Annotated in this window: 17 protein-coding genes, 1 other RNA gene and 1 other annotated feature; of the genes, 1 reads left to right on the top strand and 17 read right to left on the bottom strand. The window is 41.5% G+C overall.

Annotated features, from left to right (window positions below; all coding sequences use genetic code 11):
* Positions 1–23: 23 nt before the first annotated feature.
* From BQ5364_RS05785 to BQ5364_RS05755, 7 genes are all read right to left on the bottom strand, one after another.
* On the bottom strand, positions 24–1772 hold the full coding sequence (locus BQ5364_RS05785) for an NADH-dependent [FeFe] hydrogenase, group A6 (protein WP_071143831.1): 1749 nt from the start codon (positions 1770–1772) through the stop codon (positions 24–26).
* 16 nt (positions 1773–1788) lie between these two features.
* Complete coding sequence (gene nuoF, locus BQ5364_RS05780; protein ID WP_071144710.1) at positions 1789–3630, bottom strand: NADH-quinone oxidoreductase subunit NuoF; 1842 nt, start codon at positions 3628–3630, stop codon at positions 1789–1791.
* Between the two features lie 70 nt (positions 3631–3700).
* Positions 3701–4195 carry an NADH-quinone oxidoreductase subunit NuoE family protein gene (locus BQ5364_RS05775; protein ID WP_022250842.1) on the bottom strand — a complete coding sequence of 165 codons (495 nt, stop codon included), beginning with the start codon at positions 4193–4195 and terminating at the stop codon, positions 3701–3703.
* A gap of 293 nt (positions 4196–4488) precedes the next feature.
* Positions 4489–5136 carry a polyprenyl diphosphate synthase gene (gene uppS / locus BQ5364_RS05770; protein ID WP_044987778.1) on the bottom strand — a complete coding sequence of 216 codons (648 nt, stop codon included), beginning with the start codon at positions 5134–5136 and terminating at the stop codon, positions 4489–4491.
* A gap of 113 nt (positions 5137–5249) precedes the next feature.
* The gene (queA, locus tag BQ5364_RS05765) at positions 5250–6275 is read right to left on the bottom strand and encodes a tRNA preQ1(34) S-adenosylmethionine ribosyltransferase-isomerase QueA (RefSeq protein ID WP_071144709.1); all 1026 of its coding nucleotides are present in this window, start codon (positions 6273–6275) and stop codon (positions 5250–5252) included.
* Positions 6276–6294: 19 nt separating this feature from the next.
* Entirely contained in the window at positions 6295–7611 is a 1317-nt protein-coding gene (locus BQ5364_RS05760; RefSeq protein ID WP_071143830.1) for a sodium-dependent transporter, read from the bottom strand.
* A gap of 81 nt (positions 7612–7692) precedes the next feature.
* Entirely contained in the window at positions 7693–8964 is a 1272-nt protein-coding gene (locus BQ5364_RS05755) for a glycosyl hydrolase family 18 protein (RefSeq protein WP_083382701.1), read from the bottom strand.
* A 572-nt stretch (positions 8965–9536) separates the two neighbouring features.
* On the opposite strand from BQ5364_RS05755, the gene BQ5364_RS05745 reads away from it, so the two are divergent.
* A complete protein-coding gene (locus tag BQ5364_RS05745) occupies positions 9537–10283 on the top strand; it encodes an N-acetyltransferase (protein ID WP_071143828.1) in 747 nt (248 codons plus the stop codon).
* 94 nt (positions 10284–10377) lie between these two features.
* Here the strand turns inward: BQ5364_RS05745 and pheT are convergent, their stop codons facing one another.
* The 10 genes from pheT to pckA form a co-directional block, all read right to left on the bottom strand.
* Positions 10378–12795: a phenylalanine--tRNA ligase subunit beta gene (pheT, locus tag BQ5364_RS05740; RefSeq protein ID WP_071143827.1), complete on the bottom strand. Its 2418-nt coding sequence runs from the start codon at positions 12793–12795 to the stop codon at positions 10378–10380.
* Between the two features lie 168 nt (positions 12796–12963).
* On the bottom strand, positions 12964–13983 hold the full coding sequence (gene pheS, locus BQ5364_RS05735; protein ID WP_004614060.1) for a phenylalanine--tRNA ligase subunit alpha: 1020 nt from the start codon (positions 13981–13983) through the stop codon (positions 12964–12966).
* Positions 13984–14034: 51 nt separating this feature from the next.
* Positions 14035–14265 (bottom strand) — a binding site (T-box leader).
* A 30-nt stretch (positions 14266–14295) separates the two neighbouring features.
* Complete coding sequence (locus BQ5364_RS05730) at positions 14296–15117, bottom strand: YihY/virulence factor BrkB family protein (protein ID WP_004614061.1); 822 nt, start codon at positions 15115–15117, stop codon at positions 14296–14298.
* A gap of 68 nt (positions 15118–15185) precedes the next feature.
* The gene (locus tag BQ5364_RS05725; RefSeq protein WP_235837126.1) at positions 15186–16505 is read right to left on the bottom strand and encodes a SpoIID/LytB domain-containing protein; all 1320 of its coding nucleotides are present in this window, start codon (positions 16503–16505) and stop codon (positions 15186–15188) included.
* Positions 16506–16621: 116 nt separating this feature from the next.
* A non-coding RNA gene (ssrS, locus tag BQ5364_RS05720) (6S RNA) lies at positions 16622–16803 on the bottom strand.
* Between the two features lie 54 nt (positions 16804–16857).
* Positions 16858–18864 carry a transglutaminase-like domain-containing protein gene (locus tag BQ5364_RS05715; RefSeq protein WP_071143826.1) on the bottom strand — a complete coding sequence of 669 codons (2007 nt, stop codon included), beginning with the start codon at positions 18862–18864 and terminating at the stop codon, positions 16858–16860.
* Positions 18807–19127 (bottom strand): hypothetical protein, encoded by a 321-nt coding sequence (locus BQ5364_RS17900; RefSeq protein ID WP_071143825.1) that lies wholly within the window; start codon positions 19125–19127, stop codon positions 18807–18809. The genes BQ5364_RS05715 and BQ5364_RS17900 overlap by 58 nt, the downstream gene beginning before the upstream one ends.
* A 12-nt stretch (positions 19128–19139) precedes the next feature.
* Positions 19140–20000: a DUF58 domain-containing protein gene (locus tag BQ5364_RS05705; RefSeq protein WP_071143824.1), complete on the bottom strand. Its 861-nt coding sequence runs from the start codon at positions 19998–20000 to the stop codon at positions 19140–19142.
* Positions 20001–20071: 71 nt separating this feature from the next.
* Positions 20072–21019 (bottom strand): AAA family ATPase, encoded by a 948-nt coding sequence (locus BQ5364_RS05700; RefSeq protein WP_022250835.1) that lies wholly within the window; start codon positions 21017–21019, stop codon positions 20072–20074.
* 131 nt (positions 21020–21150) lie between these two features.
* The gene (pckA, locus tag BQ5364_RS05695) at positions 21151–22755 is read right to left on the bottom strand and encodes a phosphoenolpyruvate carboxykinase (ATP) (RefSeq protein ID WP_022250834.1); all 1605 of its coding nucleotides are present in this window, start codon (positions 22753–22755) and stop codon (positions 21151–21153) included.
* Positions 22756–22760: the final 5 nt, after the last annotated feature.

Genomic DNA, 22760 nt, shown 5'->3' with positions numbered 1-22760 from the left:
TAGCAATCTGCCTTTTATCATTACTAGATGGAATTAATCGTTCTCTTTATATAAGATGTATGTAAAATCTCATGCGCTTTTTGGCTTCCCGGTCTTCCCAGAAATTCTTCATATAATTTCTGAATCGAAGGATTCTCATGCGATTTTCGAATTGCTTTTTTGGCATCGTTGTCATACAGTACTTTCGCACGTGCCGCTCTCACATCGGTAAAGTTTCTTACATCCGCAGAAACTTGTGGCTGTCCACCGCCATTTACACAGCCTCCCGGACATCCCATAATCTCAATGAAATGATAGTCTGCTTCTCCTGCATTGACTTTGTCAAGCAGCTCTTTTGCGTTTTGCAGTCCGGATGCGACTGCTACTTTCACATCCATTCCCGCTACATTGTAAGTCGCTTCTTTAATTCCATCTGTTCCTCGTACATCTTCAAAGTCCACTTTTGCGAGTTCTTCTCCCGTAAGCGTCTCCACCGCCGTCCGAAGTGCCGCTTCCATAACACCACCGGTTGTGCCAAAGATTACCGCTGCTCCTGTTGATTCTCCGAGCGGATCATCAAAATTCTCTTCCGGAAGTCCTGTAAAATCAAGTCCTGTACGTTTGATCAGTCTTGCAAGCTCTCTTGTTGTAATAGCAATATCCACATCCGGTACCCCCGCCGCATTCTGATCCTCGCGTCCAATTTCAAATTTCTTTGCAGTGCAAGGCATCACACTCACACACACGATATCCTTTGGATCCATCCCCGTCTTTTCCGCATAATAGGTCTTTGTAATTGCTCCAAACATCTGCTGCGGTGATTTACAGCTCGACAGATTCTCTGTCATATCCGGAAAATAATGTTCACAGTATTTGATCCATCCAGGTGAGCAGGAAGTAATAAGTGGAAGTACACCACCATTTTGTACTCTGTCTATAAATTCACGCGCTTCTTCCATAATAGTGAGATCTGCACTGAAATCCGTGTCAAACACTTTGTCAAATCCGATTCTTCGAAGTGCTGCCACCATTCTGCCCTCCACGTCAGTTCCAATCGGATATCCAAACTCTTCTCCCAATGCCGCTCTTACGGAAGGCGCTGTCTGCACTACAACATGTTTTTCCGGATCGGCAATCGCATCTAACACTTCATCTATATAATCCTTTTCTTGAAGAGCCCCAGTCGGACAGACTGCAATACACTGTCCACAAGACACACAGCTTGTATCTCCAAGCCCCATCTCAAACGCCGATCCAATACTCGTTGCAAACCCTCTGTGATTCGGTCCAATCACACCGATTCCCTGTACTTTCTCACAGACTGCCGAACATCGTCTACACAAAATACACTTATTGTTATCCCGAATCATATGTGCCGCCGTTACATCTAATTCATACCCATTTTTCTCACCATCAAAATAGTCTTCCTCTGCAACTCCAAGTTCACGGCACAACTGCTGCAATTCGCAGTTCCCACTTCTCACACAAGAGAGACATTTTCTGTCATGCGCAGACAAGATTAACTGCAGAGTCTTCCTTCTTGCCTCCAACACTTTCGGTGTATTCGTCCATATCTCCATCCCATCACCGATTGGATGTACACAGGATGCAACCAAAGTCTTTGCACCTTTTACTTCCACCACACAGATTCGACATGCCCCGATTTCATTAATCTCTTTCAAGAAACAGAGAGTAGGTATTTTGATTCCAGCCAAATGTGCTGCTTCCAAGATTGTAGACCCCACCGGCGCCGACACGGCTCTGCCATTTAATTTTATCGTTACATTTTCCATCATCTTACCTCCCCTATTACTCTTTATAAATAGCACCAAACCGGCATTTTTCCATACATGCTCCACATTTGACGCATCTAGACTGGTCAATCATATGTACTTCTTTTACCGAGCCAATAATCGCATTGTTCGGACATGTTCTTGCACAAAGTGTACAGCCTTTACATTTATCCGCATCAATTTTGTATTGCAACAACTCTTTACAGACTCCCGCAGGACATTTTTTATCTACGATATGTGCAATATATTCGTCCCGGAAATAGCGCAGAGTAGAAAGTACCGGATTTGGAGCTGTCTGTCCAAGTGCACAGAGCGAGTTATCCTTTAAGTGATAACAAAGTTCCTCCAATTTATCCAAATCTTCCATGGTTGCCTGCCCCTTTGTAATCTTATCCAAAAGTTCCAGCATACGTCTTGTGCCGATACGGCAAGGTGTACATTTCCCGCAGGACTCATCTACCGTGAATTCCAAAAAGAATTTTGCAATATCCACCATACAAGTATTCTCATCCATAACAATCAGACCACCTGATCCCATCATGGATCCAATTTCCATCAAGTTGTCGTAATCGATCGGAACATCAAGATGTTCTGCCGGAATGCATCCGCCTGACGGTCCTCCCGTCTGAGCCGCCTTGAATTTCTTTCCATTCGGAATTCCTCCGCCGATTTCTTCCACAATTTCACGAAGTGTCGTTCCCATCGGAATCTCCACAAGTCCGGTATTATGAATTTTACCACCTAACGCAAACACTTTTGTTCCTTTTGATTTTTCTGTTCCCATACCCACAAACCATTCCGCTCCCTTTAAAATAATCTGCGGAATATTTGCCCAGGTCTCCACATTATTTAAAATCGTCGGTTTTTGGAATAAACCTTTCAATGCAGGGAATGGGGGACGCGGTCTTGGCTCACCACGATTTCCTTCAATGGATGTCATCAATGCCGTCTCTTCTCCACAGACAAACGCTCCCGCTCCCAGTCTCAAATCAATATCAAAATCAAATCCGCTTCCAAAAATATCTTTGCCAAGCATTCCGTATTCTCTCGCCTGACGAATTGCGATTTCCAGACGTTCAATTGCGATCGGATATTCCGCACGCACATAGATGTACCCTTGTGACGCCCCGATTGCATACCCTGCAATTGTCATTGCCTCCAACACAACATGAGGATCCCCTTCAAGCACCGAGCGATCCATAAACGCTCCCGGATCTCCTTCATCGGCATTACAACAGACATATTTTTGTTCTGCCTGATTGCCTTTTGCAAATTTCCATTTCAACCCCGTCGGGAAACCTGCTCCTCCGCGTCCTCTCAGTCCACTGTCCAAGATAACCTGAATGACGTCATCCGGTGTCATCGTCGTCAAGACTTTTCCAAGAGCCTCGTATCCGCTCGTCCCTATGTATTCTTCAATATTTTCCGGATTGATCACGCCACAGTTGCGAAGCGCAATTCGCTTTTGTTTCTTATAAAATTCCGTCTCTTGAAGCGGCAGTATTCCATCTTCACTGACCGTCTCCTGATATAAAAGACGAGTAACAATTCTTCCGTTTAACAAATGTTCCGATACGATTTCCGGAATGTCCTCTTCTTTTACCATGGAATAAAATGCGCCCTCCGGATAAACGATCATAATCGGCCCCAACGCACACAGCCCGAAACATCCTGTTTTCACGACTCCAATCTCATTTTCCAGACTATTTTTTCGAATCTCTTCATGCAGTTTTTCAATAATTTTCTTGCTGCCGGAAGAAGTACACCCGGTACCTCCGCAGACCAACACATGCTTGCGATACGGGTTATCTTCTGTCCAGACTCCGTCTTCTGAACGAAACTCTACCTGTCCCCGCATCTTTTCTTTGATTGCTTTCAATTCTTCCAGTGACTTCATGCATATCCTCCATTTCTATTTTCATACGATCCTAATCATATTTTGCTAAAATATCATCTATGTCATCTACAGTCAAACGTCCGTAGACATCATCATTTACCATCATGACCGGCGCAAGACCGCATGCCCCGACACATCGACAGGCATCCAGTGAAAATTTACCGTCAGGTGTACATTCCCCACCCACGATTCCAAGCTTTTCCATCAGATAATTATAAATATCCCCGGAACCTTTTACATAACATGCCGTGCCAAGACAGACTGAAATGCGATATCTTCCTTTTGGATTGAGCGTAAACTGTGAATAAAACGTTGCAACTCCATATATTTTCTCCAACGGAATCTTCGTCTCATTTGAAATCATTGTCTGCACTTCTATCGGAAGATACCCATATATTTCCTGAGCCTTTTGCAAAATGGGCATCAAAGCACCTTTATCATCCTTCAATTCCGCAATCACCTGCAATAACGCCTCTTCCTGCTCTTTTGTTCCATGAAACGGAACCCCTCCTGTTTTAGAACACATCCTGAAACCTCCTTTTACTGTAGTTTTCCGTTCTGCACCTTGTGCATCTCGATATACCACTTCATATTAACACAGATTTATGCAAAAATCCATATTTAAGCACTTTTCTTTTATGTATTTTTACCATTATTTTAATTTATTTTTGATAGTTTTTGTAATTTTATACAAAATTCTGAAATTAGACAGGATTTAAAAGACAATAATAAAAAAGAAACCTTGTACAAATCTTACTAGAAGAATCTACAAAATTTCTTTTTAGATAAAAATAAATTATCATCAAACTATTCCGGATGCTATCCGCCTAAAGTTACATCTTGTTTGTCATACCACCTGATTGCTTTATCAAAATCTCTTTCTTTATAATCCGGCCAAAGATTTTCTACCACATAGAAATCTGCGTAGACTGACTGCACAGGCAGCATCCCCGACAATCTTCTCATATTTCCCCAACGAATTACCAAATCAATTCTGGAAATATCCTTCGAATGTATTTGAGTCATTACATCGTTCTCTTGCTCCATACCCTCTTTTCTTATCGCGCTCAAATCCCATTCCCAGCCGTAATTCACAAGAAAATTCACCTTGATATCAGCAATTCCGATTTCCTTTCTCTGTGTATATTTCAAAAGTTCTTCCGGAAAATGTACTGAGCTCGAATCTCCCACAACCAAGAGCGATACATTCCCTTCTTTTTGAATCAGCCGCACTGCATCTACGCACGCTTTTTTAAATGCATTTTGCTGCACTTTCGGCCGTTTACAATTGTCCACAGTAAACCCATAATACGTAATTTCCGCGACTCCATACTCCTTTGCTTTGCGCAGCACTTCAAGTCCCGGGTTCAGTCCGTGCTGATAGCCATCTTTTTTCTCCATCTGATGTTGTGTCGCCCATCTCCTATTTCCATCCGGTATAATTGCAATATGTTTTGGAATCCTCAACGCAGTCCCTCCTAAATTTTTATACAAGGACTATTCCCATAATAAACGATATTTATTCCAATCACATAGAAAAGCCCCGGAACTTCAAGTTCCGAGACTTCATTTTTCACCGTCTATTTAATAAACATCGCATCCCCAAAGCTGAAGAAACGGTATTTTTCTTTCACAGCCTCCTCATAAGCCGAGAGCACCTGTTCTCTTCCTGCCAATGCAGATACCAACATGACCAATGTAGACTCCGGCAAATGAAAGTTCGTGATCAGGCAATCTAACACCTTAAATTCATACCCCGGATAAATGAAAATCTCCGTCCAGCCATTCGTCGCATGAAGTTTTCCATTTTTATCTGCAGCAGATTCAATTGTTCGACAACTTGTTGTTCCGACACAAATTACGCGATGCCCGCTTTCTTTTGCACGATTAATCTTTTCAGCCGCCTCTTCGTCAATCTGATAAAATTCTGAGTGCATGTGATGTTCCAATATATTATCTACTTTTACAGGACGGAATGTTCCAAGTCCTACATGTAAGGTCACACGTGCAATCTGCACGCCTTTCTCTTCAATCTCTTTTAACAACTCCGGCGTAAAATGCAGTCCGGCTGTCGGAGCTGCAGCAGAGCCGGAATGTTTCGCATATACCGTCTGATATCTGTTTTTATCTTCCAATTGGTGTGTGATATACGGCGGCAGCGGCATCTGTCCTAATTGATCTAAAATTTCCTCAAAAATTCCTTCGTATTCAAAATGGATCAGACGATTGCCTTCTTCTACGATATCAACGACTTCGCCGACTAAAAGACCGTCTCCGAAACTGATTCGAGTTCCCACTTTTGCCTTTTTCCCAGGCTTTACAAGCGTCTCCCATACATCGTTTTCTTTTCGTTTTAGCAACAATACTTCTATTTTTGCATCCGTGCCGATTTTGGAACCAATCAGCCTTGCCGGAATTACTTTTGTATCATTGATAACAAGACAGTCCCCTTCCTGCAGATAGTCTATAATCTCCCAGAACACATGGTGCTCCACCTTGCCAGTCTCTTTATCCAACACCAAAAGTCTTGAGCTTGAACGGTCCTCCAATGGATCCTGTGCAATCAATTCTTCCGGTAAATCAAAATAAAAATCTTCTTTTCTCATCTTTTTGAAACTTCCTTTCTTATCCAATGCCGCCATATAAAATACCCAATATATAGACAACAATCGTCAAACCAACAAAAATATATTTTGTCATTGGCTCAAACCATTTTCCAATCTTTTTCTCGCGTCCCATCTGTACCTGCTCCCTTGCAAACCCAGGAGGGCATACCCAGAAAAACATAATTGCGGCAAGCAATGCTCCCAGTGGAATAATGTAAATTGAAACCACATCCATCCACGTACTTACGACATCACCGGATTCAATGACAACTCCAACCGCCACAGCCACAACTGCCACAATTGCGACTGCAATCTTTCTCGACACTCCAAAGCGTTCCTGAATCGCCTCCACCGGCGTCTCAAACAAATTGATCAACGAAGTGACTGCCGCAAACAGAACTGCCACAAAAAAGAGAATACAGAAAAATGTTCCGGCCGGCATCTGCTGAAATACTTTCGGCATCGTAATGAACATCAACGCCGGTCCTGCATTTGGATCTAATTGAAATGCAAACACTGCGGGTAAAATTACAAACGCTGAAAGAAGCGCTGCCAATGTATCGAAAATCGCTACGTTTCTCGCACATGCAATCACATCTTCATCTTTTTTCAGATAGCTTCCATAAACTATAGTTCCTGAACCTGCTAATGAAAGCGAAAAAAATGCCTGCCCAAGTGCATATACCCAGGTTTTTACATTTCCAAGTTCACTCCATTTTGGCTTTAGCAAAAAAGAATACCCAGATGCAGATCCTTCCAGAAAGAACACTCGCACCGCCAGTATCAGGAACAGGCAAAAAAATGCAGGCATCATAAACTTATTGACTTTTTCAATTCCTTTTGCAATCCCAAACAGCATGATTGCAAACACAATCACCAAACCAAGCAGATGCCACGGAATACTTCCAAATGAAGCAGATATCTCTCCGAAGTACTCTTCCGATTTTGTTTTCATCAGACTTCCCGTCACAGATCCGACCAAAAATTTCAAAATCCATCCCACAACAACCGAATACCCGATTGCAATTCCAAGCGAACCAAGTGTCGGCACAAGTCCGACGAACTCGCCCCATCTTCCGCCTCTCATCTTCGATGCTCCGCGAAACGCCCCGATAGAACCAGCTTTCATCGCACGTCCAAACGCCATCTCACCTGCAACACCAGCAAATCCGAGCACAAAAACAAATATAAAATACGGTATCAAAAATGCAGCACCGCCACCTTCGCCTACACGATAAGGAAACAGCCAGATATTTCCCATTCCAACAGCAGAGCCGATACATGCCAGCACAAAGCCGAACCGGTTTTGAAATGTCTCTCTTTTTTTGTTTGTCATCTTTTTCCCCTCTTCCTCATTTGCATTTTCGCATATATAATCACATTATATATGCTTTTTTCTAAAAACGCTACCCCTTTTTCAATGAAGCATCTGATTCACCAGCAGCCAGTTTGCCCGAAACGGACGCATCAAGTTCCAATACCCGACACCATGGATATCCTTTTCTGCAGCCAGCTGCAATTTTGCATAAATACTTCTCACATCTTCAAACCAGACTTCATATCTCCTTCCACCAATTTCATAATAGAAAAACGGACTTTGATAACGCTCATCGTACTGAATCTCCACACCTCGCTCTGCCGCGATGACATTCGCCTCAACATTTCCAATCAACCTTGCTTTTGTCACCCCTCGCTCATATGGGAGCGGCCAGCTATATCCATAATTCGGGACTCCCAATACAATTTTTTCTTTCGGAATTTCCGTGAGGGCATACTCCAACACCTGTCGGACATTTGGCAGCGGCGCTACCGGAAGCGGTGGTCCGTATGTATACCCCCATTCATACGTCATCAGAAACACCGTATTTGCACTTTGCCCCAACAGATGATAATCCATTGCCTCATACAACAGCCCTTTTTGATAAGAAGAGGTCTTCGGAGCAAGCGCCACCGACACCCGATATCCATTTTCATTCATCGTCTCCCGTAAACGATTCACAAAATCTGCATACCCTACCCGATCTTCCGGCCGAATATATTCAAAGTCCACATCTACACCTACATACCCCTTTTCTCGTACTGTCTCCAAAAGATTTTCAATCAAATTTTCCTGAACCGTCTCATTTTCCGATAATATTTGAATCAATCCACTGTTAAAGGTCCCCGTCTCCGCAAACGGCGTCAGCACCAGAATCGGTTCCACCTGCTGATTCCAAGCCTCCTGAATCACCCACGTCTCGTCAATCTGAGGTGGTATCAATTCTCCTTCTGCCGTAAATCCATAAGAAAAAATAAGTATTTCATCTATATAAAGAAGTACCTCACGCAAAATATACGGCTCAATAAACGGATATGCATACCCGCTGATCCTACCTTGCATAAGCGGTTCTCCCTCATAAGAAATGACCAAACTCTGCCCCTCTAACAAATGGGTCTGATTCAACAGAAACGGATTGTTTTGATATAGATTTTTGACCGTGATACTATATTCTTCCGCAATCTGCTCTACCGTCTGTCCTTCTCTCACAATATGAACCCGACTCGGCATCAGAATCAAAAGAGCTTGACCCGGAACAAGATTTTGCTGCGCTGCCAGCTCATTGTCATACACAATCCGATCAGTTGAGATATCATATAACTGAGCGATCGAATAAATTGTCTCTCCACTTTTTACAACATGTATCGGCATGGTTATTCTCCATTTTTATTTCTTTACTTTTAATATATTCATCTATCGATAACCCCAAAACCGAATTTGTCACTATAGCAAGTATTATTGTGCTGACTCTCCCTATCCCTCAACATATTTCATATATGGAACAAACATATCTATACTATGATCATCGGAATACAACTGCTCCGGAGTCAATTCAGTGCTTAATGCTGAACCACATCCCGAAAAACTAATCATAAAAAAAATACTCATACCTAAAATAGTAAATATTTTCTTCAATTCATTCACCTCCCATAACATCTATGCAAAATTCCAATTGAACAGTATCGACCTTCCCATTGCCTATGAAAACAATACCATCCTTCCGCTTGGTTGGCAAGCGGTTTTACGATTCAAATGCGCCGCCCGTGTAAAGCAGTGTTTTGATTACTACTGATTTTACATAGAGGATTTTATTATGAAAACACTTGATTTCTGTAGCTTCTGCACAGAAAATGCTGTATAATCACAGGTAAGTACAAAAAACTGCTTTTTCGTTTCCCCCATCATTGATTCTAACCTAAAGAATTTAGAAATGAGGTATTTTTATGGAATATATTAGAGTAACCAACGAGAATATAGACAAAGAGCATATATGCTGTGCCATTTCAAATAACAATGATATTCAAGTATCATCAAAAAAGGCTTGGCTACAAGAGCGATTTAACGAAGGCTTAGTTTTCCTAAAGAGCGAAGAACGAGGAAAGTGTTTTATTGAGTATATTCCTGCTGAAAATGCTTGGAATCCTATTATTGCAGATGGTTATATGTATATTAACTGTCTTTGGGTTGCTGGTTCATTCAAGGGCCATGGATACTCAACAGACTTATTAAATGCGTGCATTGAAGATAGTAAAACAAAAGGAAAACAAGGGTTATGTATTCTATCTTCCCAAAAGAAAAAAACATTTTTAGCTGACCCTAAATTCTTAAAATACAAAGGTTTCATCGTTTGCGATGAAGCAGATAATGGTATTCAATTATGGTGTTTACCATTTAATAAAAATTCCTTGTTACCTAAATTCAAGAAGTGTGCCAAGCACCCTCACATTGATGAAATGGGATATGTTTTATACTATACCAGTCAATGTCCATTTAATGCGAAATATGTGCCTATTGTAGAAGAAATCGCAAAAGAAAAGGGCGTACAGTTTAAATCTATTCGTTTGCAAAACAAAGAGCAAGCACAGAATGCACCTACGCCGATTACAACTTACGCTCTGTTCTATAACGGAGAATATTTAACAAACGAGCAGATGAATGATAAGAAATTTTTAAAGTTGTTGGCAAAATAACCCCCAGCTTATAGAACTAAGAAAACTTTCTCCTACATCCCGTTTCGTCTTACACAAAAAGTACCGCCATCTGACGGTACTTTCCTTCTTTTATTTACTGTCTTAATTCAATTCCCATTTCTTCCAATGCTTTCAAGATTTTCGTCATCGCAGAAGTCACATCTGCCTCTTCCAACGTCTTATCTTTTGCACGGAACACAATAGAATATGCAACAGATTTGAATCCTGCTTTAATCTGCGCTCCCTCATAAAGGTCGAATAATTTGTAGCTTTCTAAGTAAGCGCCGCCTTCCTTCGCAATCACTTCCTCGATCTGGCCAACCAAAATTTCTTTCGGCACAACCATACTGATATCACGAGTCACTGCCGGATATTTTGCAATTCCTTCATATTTTCTGTCAAATGTAGCAAGTTCCACTACCTCCGGCATATCAATCACTGCAACATAAGCTCTTGTCCCGATTCCGTAAATATCTGCCACTTCTGGATGTACTTCTCCCAAGTATCCTACCACTTTCCCACCGTAAATGATATTTGCCTGACGTCCCGGATGCAAGAATGTCTTTCCTGCGTTTGGATCATATGTCTCTTTTTCATGCATACCGATTTTTTCAAAGAATTCTTCTACAACGCCTTTCATGCTGAAGAAATCACCTTCTCCATACATACCAAGTGTGAACTGCATACGTTCTTCCGGAAGTTCTGTGACCGGAAGCTGTTTTGGAAGATAAATATTTCCAAGTTCATACAAACGAACATCTTTATTTCTTCTGTTATAGTTTGTCGCAAGCGATGTTAACATTCCATTCAAAGAAATTGTTCTCATAATACTGTAATCTTCTCCAAGCGGATTCATAATCTCCACCGCTTCACGGAGTTTTGAGTCCGCCGGAAGCAACAGTTTATCAAATACTTTTGGACTTTCAAAAGAATATGTCATTCCCTGACTGAATCCACAGAACTCTGCAATATTTCTGGCTACTTCCTCCACACGAAGTTTGAATGACAATTTTCCTGTTGTTGCCTCTCCCCTTGGAAGTGTTGTCGGAATATTGTCATATCCGTAAAATCTTGCAACTTCTTCTGCAAGGTCTGCAAGTCTGAATAAATCATGTCTGAATGTCGGTGTGATCACTTCTTTTGCCTCTGCATCATATTCCAAGCCGATTTTTTCAAAATATCCAAGCATTTCTTCTTCTGAAATATCTGTTCCAAGCATCACATTGATTTTCTCTGCATCAAATGGAACGCGAACCGGTTCTTTTTCTTTTCCATATACATCAACGGTTCCTCCGACAACTTCACCTGCACCTAATTCTTCAATCAACTGGCAGGCTCTGTCGATTGCCGCTTTCGCATTGTTCGGGTCAAGTCCCTTTTCAAATTTTCCGGAAGCATCTGTACGAAGTCCGACTTTTTTGCTTGATTTACGGATATTTGTTCCATCAAAGCATGCCGCCTCAAACAATACGTTCTGCACATCATCTGTAATCATAGAGTTTTCTCCACCCATGATACCCGCAATACCAACTGATTTTTCTCCGTCGCAGATCATTAGGACAGATTCGTCCATCTCTCTTTCCTGTCCGTCTAATGTCACGAATTTTTCTCCTGCTTTTGCTGTCTTTACAACAATCTCATTTCCGGCAATCGTAGAAAGGTCGTAAGCATGCATTGGCTGCCCATACTCTTCCATCACATAGTTTGTGATATCAACAAGATTGTTGATCGGACGGATTCCAACAGAAGCCAGTCTTCTTTGCATCCATCTCGGAGATGGTCCAATTTTTACATTTTTCACAACTCTTGCACAGTAGCGTGGGCAAAGCTCTGTGTTCTCCACAGTTACTTTAATATAATCATTGACATCTTCGTCATTTCCAGTCTCTGCCACAACCGGAGGACAGAATTCTTTTCTAAAAGTTGCCGCTGCTTCTCTCGCAATTCCCACTACACTAAAGCAGTCCACACGGTTTGATGTCACCTCGTATTCAAATACAACATCATTTCTTCCAAGTGCTTCAATCGCGCTGCTTCCAACTACTGCATCTTCCTCGAAAATATAGATTCCGTTCTCCGGAGCCTCCGGGTACATATCTGTTGTAGATCCAAGTTCTTCGATGGAACACATCATACCAAAACTTTCCACTCCACGAAGCTTTCCTTTTTTGATTTTGATTCCGCCTTCTACAACTTTCCCGTCATGACTTCCTGCTACACGTCCACCGTCTAATACAACCGGCACCTTTGCTCCTTCAAATACATTCTTCGCTCCGGTTACAATCTGAACAGTCTCTGTTCCAACATTCACCTGGCAGACAACCAGTTTATCCGCATCCGGATGTTTCTCAATTTTATCAATCTGACCAATTACAATTTTTTCAAGGTCTGCATCCAACACCTCAAATCCCTCTACTTTTGTTCCGGAAAGCGTCATCGCATCTGTGTATTCCTGCGCTGTGACATCAAGGTCCGGCACATATGCTTTTATCCATGATAATGATGTATTCATTTTCTAAATCCTCCTAAAAATTTCTACTCTTTGGCATATTCTGTCGCGCCGCTCATTTTACTCTTTGGCACATCTTCTTGAATCCCTTCGCGATTCAAGAAGCCCGTTCGCAGCACTTTGTGCTTACATCTTGCTTCGCAATCTGTATCTGCTGTCGCAGACTGCGAACTAGAATTGCTTTAAGAATCTAATATCGTTTTCGTATAATAATCTCATATCGTCGATTTCGTATTTCAACAGTGCAATACGTTCCAATCCTACACCGAATGCGAATCCGTTGTATTCTTCCGGATCAATTCCGCACATTTCCAGTACATGTGGATGAACCATACCGCAGCCTAAAATTTCAATCCATCCGGAGCCTTTACAGAAACGGCATCCTTTTCCGCCACATTTAAAGCATGTCACATCCACTTCAGCGCTTGGCTCTGTAAATGGGAAGTGATGTGGTCTGAATTTTGTCTTTGTCTCTGGTCCGAACAATTCTTTTGCAAATACTTCCAGTGTTCCTTTCAAATCTGCAAATGAAATATTTTTGTCAATCACAAGTCCTTCAATCTGATGGAATGAAGGTGAATGTGTCGCATCCACTTCATCCGAACGGAACACTCTTCCCGGTGCGATCATACGAATTGGAAGTTTTCCCTGTTCCATCACACGTGCCTGCACCGGAGAAGTCTGTGTACGAAGTACGATGTCTTTGTTGATATAGAATGTGTCCTGCTCATCTTTTGCCGGATGATCTGCCGGAATATTCAATTTTTCAAAGTTGTATTCGTCATACTCTACTTCCGGTCCTTCCACCACTTCATAGCCCATGCCGATAAAAATTCTTTCAACTTCTTCCAGCGCAATTGTATTCGGATGACGATGCCCAACCATGTTTTTCTTAGATGGAAGTGTAACGTCAATAACCTCTTCTTTCAATTTTGCTTCACGGATCGCTTTTTCCATTGCTGTCTTTGCATTGTTAAGAGCTGTCTCAATCTCTTCGCGAGCTTCATTGACAAGCTGACCAACCTTCGGTCTGTCCTCAGCCGCTACATCTTTCATTCCTTTTAAAACAGCTGTAAGCTCTCCTTTTTTCCCAAGGAATCTTACTTTTACATCATTCAATTTTTCCGGCGCATCCGCTGCCTGAATCTGTGCCAATGCTTCTTCTTTGATGCTTTGTAATTTTTCTTTCATCGTTTTTATCTCCTTTAATTTTTTTACTTATAAAAAGAACCCCGCCCCCAAAAAAGGGACGAGGCTATATCGCGGTACCACCCTACTTCTCACAGAAATCTCCATGAGCACTCGGACTGCGTAACGTGCAGATACGTTATCTTCTACTTTTCTTTATATCGTTCAAAGATACAGCTCCCGTGCGAAATTCGATTCCCATTTGAACTAAAGGAAACTTCCAGCCGATGATTTCCTCTCTCTGTTAGAAAATAGTGCTCTACTAAACACGTTCCATGCCTTTTTGTATTCAAAATTCCTTTTCATTTTAACACATTAATTCGTAATGTCAAGATGTTCCTCGACCAAAACATTAATTTCTCCGCCCAAAAGCATGACATACATACAGAAATATAGCCACAGCATAATCAATACAATCGTCGTCAAACTTCCATACATATTGGAAAATCCTTTGAAAATATCCATGTAAACCGAGAAAATGAAAGATGCCAGCGTCCAACCAAACGCTGTAAACACAGCCCCTGGAAACTGATACTTTATCTTTCCCTTATGATTTGGGAGAAAACGATAAATACAGGTAGAAAATACAATCAGCACTAACAGCGTCGTAACCGTTCGAATTTCAATGATAAAATCCGTCACATACCGGAAAATCGGAACATGTTCGTTGACAAACATACTAATACTGTTACCAAATCCAAGCAGGACAAGAGACAACACAATCGCAATGATAAAAAGTACCGTGTAGAAAGCTGCCCGGATTCTCAAAAAAATATAGTTTCTTGTCTCAATTTCCTCATGAATGCAGTTCAGTCCGTTTGTGATTGCAAGCACCCCGCGCCCCGCAGACCACATCGTCATAAGTGCTGTCAAAGGGATCACCGCACGTGATTGGTTATACACTTCATTCACAATAGAAATCATTGTCGCACGAATTGTCTTCGGGAACACTTCATAAACCGCCGTCATCACATCCGCTTTTGTTACCGGCGTATATCGCACCAAAGTCAGCAAAAGCAAAATGATCGGAATTAAAGAAAGTACAAGAAAAAACGCAGACTGTGCTGCATATGCCCCTACATGGTCTCTTCCTACTTTTTCTAAAAACTCATTTACTTTTTTCACCAAGACTCTCATAAAACGATTCCTTCTCTTTTTTATCTTACGCAATCATATCACGAAACATTCTTTTCGTAAAGTATCTTTCACTCCACGGTCACTCCCTGATAAAACAATTGTAAGATCTCTATGTATGTTTTTCCGCATTTTGCCATCTCATTTGCTCCATTCTGGCTCATCCCGATTCCGTGTCCGTATCCGCCTCCATTTATAATATAATTTCCTTCACTTTTCTCTATTTGGAAAAACGCGCTGGGCAATAAATTTTGACTGTCCACCACTGTCCCATCTTGTTTTTCAATTTGATATCCTTTTCCTCCCAAGGCTCTTCGTATCTTATTTTCAGTATCAACAGTCACGCTTCCACCATCTCCCTGTGCCACTATCTGAAGTGCCACGCCTCCTGCTCCCCGCTTTGTGACCGATACATTTTGAAGTGTTCCGATTTCCGTTGCTGTGTTTAGCTCAATCAGATTAGACAATACCCTTTCCGGCACCACCGCCTTCCATCTATACCACGGAAGTTCTGCTTCATATGAATTTCCATCTTCCTTGCAAATCTCCACACTTTGCAGATACTGATTTTGTTCATCCGGCGTCGTCCCCCACGCCTCAATCCCAGTTGTTTTTCCGCAGGAAGTAGAATAATAATAAGCCATCACAACCTGATTCTGATACCATAATTTTTGTCCCCGTGTCTCATCCACCGCTCGAACAGCCGACTCCTGCTCCTTAGAATTCCCATACACCTGAAAAGAAGTGCTGTCATCTACATGTGCATTATACTCCGGATAAGATAGTCCTTGTGTCTGATTATAAGCATAGCTTCTCGCACAGACCGCCTGTGCTTTGAGCGCTTCTAACTCGTAAGATGCAGGCATCTCACTTGGAACGACCGCATACAGATATTCCTCCAAAGGAAGTTCATTTACAAGTATCATTCCTTCCGCACTGGAAAACAGCTCAAAACTCCCCAGATACGACGGCGTCCCATACCCTCTATTGAGACTTGAAACCGTAATCTTATCGCCGGAAACCACAGATTCCACTTTAATCGTTCCCTTCTGAAACATCGCGTCATCAGGTGTGACAGCAAACACTTCACCTTGACCATACTCCCTCTTTTCATCTCCTGCAGTCGCAATAAGTCCCCCTTCTGCCTGAAATTTTATTTCTGCATGTGCAATTTCTTGAAATCCATTCGTTTTGATCACTACCCGAATCATTTGCTCCTCCGTCTGCGCCTTTGATTGCGTCTCCTCTTGTTGTATCTTCGGAAGCTTCGACTCAATATCAAGTTCTGTTTCTCTTTTTTTTCTTTCCGAAAACATAATTACAAGAAAAATCGCAACAACAAAAAGCATTATCCCATAATACACATATTTTTCATTTAATTTTCGTTTCACAAGCTACCTCTTGTCCACTCTTTTTTCTATAGTATATACAAAAATATCTTTTTTTATGAAACTAGAATCTTTACACTAAAATAAGCAGCTACTTTCGTAGCTGCTTTTCTCTTTTGTAGTCCCCCAAAATGCCGTTTTCCATATTTTGACTCCTAGCAAACGCTAGGTGGGCAACCGCATCTGCTTTTCTGCCTTCCTCTGCAAAAACCGGAGGCTTGACATATTACAGAGATATAAGAATCCCGTTTAAAGTACTGTAGGTTCAAAATAATGGAAGTATCGCACATCCCAGGTTCTTTCTAAACATATTATAAGACATTGTGTAGTATTTTTCAACTATATTATCACATTTCTACAAAGAAATTCCGTTCCAGTATTTCCACCAGATTTTTTTCCACCACACAACATCCACAGACACTTCTCTTTTTATCTGACAGTATAGCTTTCGGCACATCTGATATTCTTCTTTTTCAATTTTTTCATTTCCAAAATTTGCCTGATAGACAATCTTCACCACCTGGTCTACATCTTCTTCCCTGATATTCGGATATGCCTTGCAAAGTTTCTGAGTAAACTCTCCATCAACTTCTTCGCTTTTTTCTACCTTCCCAGCAAGAACAAGCAATTCAAACATCCTATGGAACAACTCTTTGACGTATTCGGTATAGCCGTGGTTTCTGCTGATTCGTCTTTTCTTCAAAATCCAAACTCGCCTTCCAAAAAGCACCGTAAATGCAATCAAAAACATTCCCATGAAAATCCCTACAATCATATGCAGCGGATTATCCGATCGTTTTTCATTTTCTTCTGCCGACAATTTATCTTTTCCTTCTCCAGACTGATTGTTTTCTTCATCCGTTTCTTCCTGTTTATCCTGCAGCTCATTTTGCTGCGTCTCATCTTTCTTTGATTCACTCTTCTGCAACTGTGACTCTGTCTGTTCCTGCAAAGTGTTCATCTCATCTGGTATGACGGTCATGGTATTTCCTGAATATCCGGGAGTTGTCTCCACCGGAATCCAGCCGATGCCCTGTACATAAGCTTCCGCCCACGCATGTGCAGACGCTCCTGTTACCACGGCTTCATACTCACCCTCTTCATTCAGCTTAAATGCACTTGGCAGCACTGCATATCCGGCAACATATCTTGCCGGAATTCCTTTCATACGAAGCATCAAAGTCGCAACTGTGGCAAAATGCTCACAATATCCTTTTTTATTTTTAAAATAAAAATATTCTGCGACATCTTCCCCTACAGGAGTCTTTCCGGGTTCCAGACTATATTCCGCCTGCCCATCCAGCACTTGTGCGATTTCATCCATCACGCTCCACACATCTGTCGCAGGTACACGTTTTTCTACTTCCTCTAAAAAACTTTTCTCAACCTTTGCCGGCACTTCTGTATCATATTTCGATACATATTTAAAATATGCATTTTCCAAGGGACTTTTCGTGTTTTCCAGCGCTGCAAAGCCAAAGGCTCCAAGCGGGCAGTATTGGATATCATATTTCTTTGCATCTCCCTTCACATACGAATCGGATACAATCTCATCTTTCTCTGTATAATATCCCCCGTAAGGAATATATTTATACTTTGTATTTGCCCCTACATTTTCAATATAGAGTGTCTCTTGCGAACTGACTGTTTTTAGTTTTTCATACAAAAGATTCCGCACTTCCTCCGTCTGTGCATTTCGCTGACGAATCCAGCTTTGAAATTCTTTCCTTCTTCCCTCTTTCCATTTATTATCCTCATATATCGTTCCAATATACCCTTGCAGATAAATTTTTTCCTGTGGCTTTGTCTGCGAAGTGATGACCAATTGCTTTTCATCATCTTTTGCGAACTCTCCTGCTCCGCCAATCACTCCATCATTCACTCCTCCCTTTGCTTTTCCAAAAAAATCCAATGATTTTTCTTTCAAAAGCTCAGAGATCTGTTTTGTAACATCCTTTCTATCCCCGAACGCTTTCTGCACCTGCATTCCAGAAAACATGCTCCCAACGGCAAGTGCCGCAGCAACAAGAATCACTCCCGCAAATCCTGACTGTCTCTGCACCTGAAATCCTCTTTCCGTTTTTGCCGCCACAATTCCCCCAACAGAAAGCATGCAAAGAACAACCTCTGCCATCTTTGGCACCTTTCCCACTGTAAACGGTATCAAAATACCGACTCCGAGCAAAATAACCGGCATCCACGAGTGTTTCATACACACAATCCCATACGATAGCAGCATTCCTATCAGTATCCCCAGCACAACCATTCCGGAATCTACAGATGCATCTACATTAAAGTAGGAGCCTAGATAAATCTGAAAATACTCTTCAGCTGTTTCCAGCACGCTTCTTTTGATACACAACAATGACTCCCGCAGAGTTTCCCCCCCCTTAACAGATACAAAAGCAAAACACTTCCAATCGAAACACCCCACACAAGAATCTTTCCACTCTTCTTTTCCATCAACAAAAGAAGAGTCTCTATTGCGCAAAAAAGTAATGTGATAGAAAATACTTCCGCCTTTTGATATTTCAATTGGAATGCGTTTGTAATCGCAAGCAGTATTCCCGCTGTTCCCATGCAGACATAGAGCAGCATTATACAATGATATCCCCATTTTTTCATACGCATCCTCCTCTATACCACAATTTCAACAGAGTGAAAAAAGAGTTCTAATCCATCTTGAACCATATCCATTTTTTCATTTCCATTAATCTGCAGCTTCATTCCCGTATCTATTTTCACCATTGTTGCATAGATATCGTTCTTATATGTGTAGCGATACTGCTCCTCCATATTCTGTTCGAGACAGTTTGGGGAAAATTCCAGCACTTCCATAATGCATTCATATAAATCCTCTTCCGTTCGGACAAGAATCCTCATAATTCCATCCTCATTTTTCTTCTTCCAGACTACATAATGGGCACACTCCCGTTCAAGCAATGCTGCTGAAAGCGATACTACCGCTTCCATAAACAAATTTCCCACACGACTTCCCTTTGTATCCTCTTCCATCAGCAATACAACCGTTGCTCCCAATGGATAACTGAATTCCTTGATATACAAAGTGTTTTCTCTGGCGCTTAATTTCCAATGCACTTTCTGCATACGATCACCTACCCGATATTCCCGTACATCGTAGATTTCCGCGCTGTCCTCTCCGCCTCTGTCCTGCGCATAGGATTCACCATCCACCGGAAACCATTTTGTTCGATTGCTCACAATCAGGTTCACCGGATATACTTTCGGCATCACAGTCGCAAACAGCTTTTCTTTTGGTCTTTTTGTAATTCCTAAAATGCCAAGTGCATCATAGCAAACAATCTTTCTCATCTGAATTTCTACTTTCCCACAATATTTTGGAATCATTTCGCACGTCAAATTTTGTTCCTGCCTGCCATTCAAATACACTTTATATTTTCGTTTTTCCTCTTTTCCGTCTGCCACATACCGATAACAAAACTGTACTTTAACCGGAACCGCCTTCTTTCCATTCATACAGCAGATTCAGATAAATCGTGACTATCACTATCAGTAAATAGATCCACTTTTTCATCCGACACGCTCCTTCATCGTTCCTTTGGGTTTGGAGCTTGTACACCGTTCAAAATCTCCTCTATAATCTCCTGTACCTTCACACGGTTGAGCCGCGCTTTTGCATTCAGCTGAATGCGATGCCTTGCCACATTTTCAAAAATTTCCTGCACGTCTTTCGGGACACAATAGTTTCTTCCATTCAGATACGCAATCGCCTTTGTCATCTTTGCAAGCGCCACAGTCCCACGTGGACTGATTCCAAGTTCAATCATCGGATGCTTTCTCGTCTCTGTAACTAATTCGCCAATATAGTTATAAATCACATCGTGAATATAAATATTCTCCACCTCTTTTTGCAAAAGCACAAGCTGATCCGCTCTCAAAATCGGTCGTATTGAGTCGGTTATATTTCCTCTTTGATTGCCTTTTACAATTTCAATTTCCTGCGCCATATCCGGATATCCGATTGTAATACATATAAAAAATCGGTCTAACTGCGCTTCCGGAAGCATCTGCGTTCCCGCCGATCCAATCGGATTCTCCGTTGCGATCACAATAAACGGATGCGGAACTTCCCTCGTCACTTTGTCAATTGTAACCGTTCCTTCCTCCATAACTTCCAAAAGCGCAGACTGTGTCTTCGACGATGTCCGATTAATCTCATCAGCCAAAAGAAGATTGCACATCACCGCCCCCGGTTCATAATAGAATTCTCCGCTTTTCTTATCATACATGGAAAATCCTGTGATATCCGCCGGAAGTACATCCGGTGTGAACTGCACCCTGTTCTGTATAAGAGTCATGCTTTTGGCAAAGGCAACCGCCATCGTTGTCTTCCCTACTCCCGGTATATCTTCGATTAAAATATGTCCGCCCGCTAAAATCGCAGCCAGAATTTTTTTCACACATTCGTCTTTTCCAATCACTGCCTTTTTCACTTCTTCTATAATTTTCCGTGCTACCTCTACATATTGCGCCATTTTCCGACCTCCTTCATACAACTATGAAACCTTATCCTTATCTTATCATGTTTCCCCCATGTATTCTATAGTAGTACACAAAAAACCGAGTGCGTATTACACACTCGGCATTTTCTATCTTATAATATTTCTTATAACTGTGGACCAGCAGAAACAAGCGCTTTACCAGCCTCGTTGCTTTCATATTTTGCGAAGTTCTTAATGAATCTTCCTGCAAGGTCTTTTGCTTTTTCTTCCCACTCTGCTGCATCTGCGTATGTATCACGTGGGTCAAGAATATTTGTATCAACTCCTGGAAGTTCTGTAGGTACTTCAATGTTGAAGTATGGAATCTTCTTTGTAGGAGCTTTCTGAATATCTCCGTTCAAGATTGCATCAATGATACCACGTGTATCTTTGATAGAGATACGTTTTCCTGTACCATTCCATCCTGTGTTTACAAGATATGCTTTTGCACCGTTTGCTTTCATCTTCTTAACAAGCTCTTCTGCATATTTTGTTGGGTGCAGTTCCAAGAATGCCTGTCCGAAGCAAGCTGAGAATGTTGGTGTAGGTTCTGTGATTCCACGTTCTGTACCTGCAAGTTTTGCTGTAAATCCAGATAAGAAGTAGTATTCTGTCTGCTCTGGTGTCAATACAGATACCGGTGGAAGTACTCCAAATGCATCTGCTGACAAGAAGATTACATTCTTTGCTGCCGGTGCTGCTGATACCGGACGTACAATTTTTTCAATATGATCTATTGGGTAAGATACACGAGTGTTCTCTGTTACACTCTTATCGTCAAAATCAATCTTTCCGTTTTCATCTAATGTTACGTTCTCAAGAAGTGCATTTCTCTTGATTGCGTTGTAAATGTCTGGCTCAGATTCTTTGTCAAGGTTAATAACTTTCGCGTAGCATCCACCTTCAAAGTTGAACACACCATTGTCATCCCATCCGTGCTCATCATCACCGATCAGAAGACGTTTTGGATCTGTAGACAATGTTGTCTTACCTGTTCCTGAAAGTCCGAAGAAGATTGCTGTATTTTCTCCGTTCATATCTGTGTTAGCTGAGCAGTGCATAGAAGCAATACCTTTCAATGGGAGGTAGTAGTTCATCATAGAGAACATACCTTTTTTCATCTCTCCACCGTACCATGTGTTCAAGATAACCTGTTCACGGCTTGTGATATTGAACATAACTGCTGTCTCAGAATTCAAACCAAGTTCTTTATAGTTTTCAACTTTTGCTTTAGATGCATTATAAACAACGAAGTCTGGTTCGAAGTTCTCAAGCTCTGCTTCTGTTGGCTGGATGAACATGTTCTTAACAAAGTGTGCCTGCCATGCCACTTCCACGATAAAACGAATTGCCATACGTGTATCTGCATTTGCTCCGCAGAATGCATCTACTACAAATAATCTTTTGTTAGAAAGTTCTTTAATTGCAAGTTCTTTACATGTATCCCAAGCTTCCTGAGATGCTGGATGGTTGTCATTTTTATATTCATCTGAAGTCCACCATACAGTATCTTTTGAGTTCTCGTCCATAACGATGAATTTATCTTTAGGAGAACGTCCTGTATAGATACCTGTCATAACGTTGACTGCACCAAGTTCACTTTCCTGTCCTTTTTCAAAACCTTCAAGTTCTGCTTTTGTTTCTTCTTCAAATAACACTTCATAAGAAGGGTTGTAAACTACTTCTGTAGTTCCAGTGATACCATATTTGCTTAAATCAATTTTTGCCATCTTAA

It is taken from the genome of Coprococcus phoceensis (assembly GCF_900104635.1).
Taxonomy (GTDB): domain Bacteria; phylum Bacillota; class Clostridia; order Lachnospirales; family Lachnospiraceae; genus Faecalimonas; species Faecalimonas phoceensis.
This window is presented reverse-complemented; position numbering and strand designations above follow the sequence as displayed.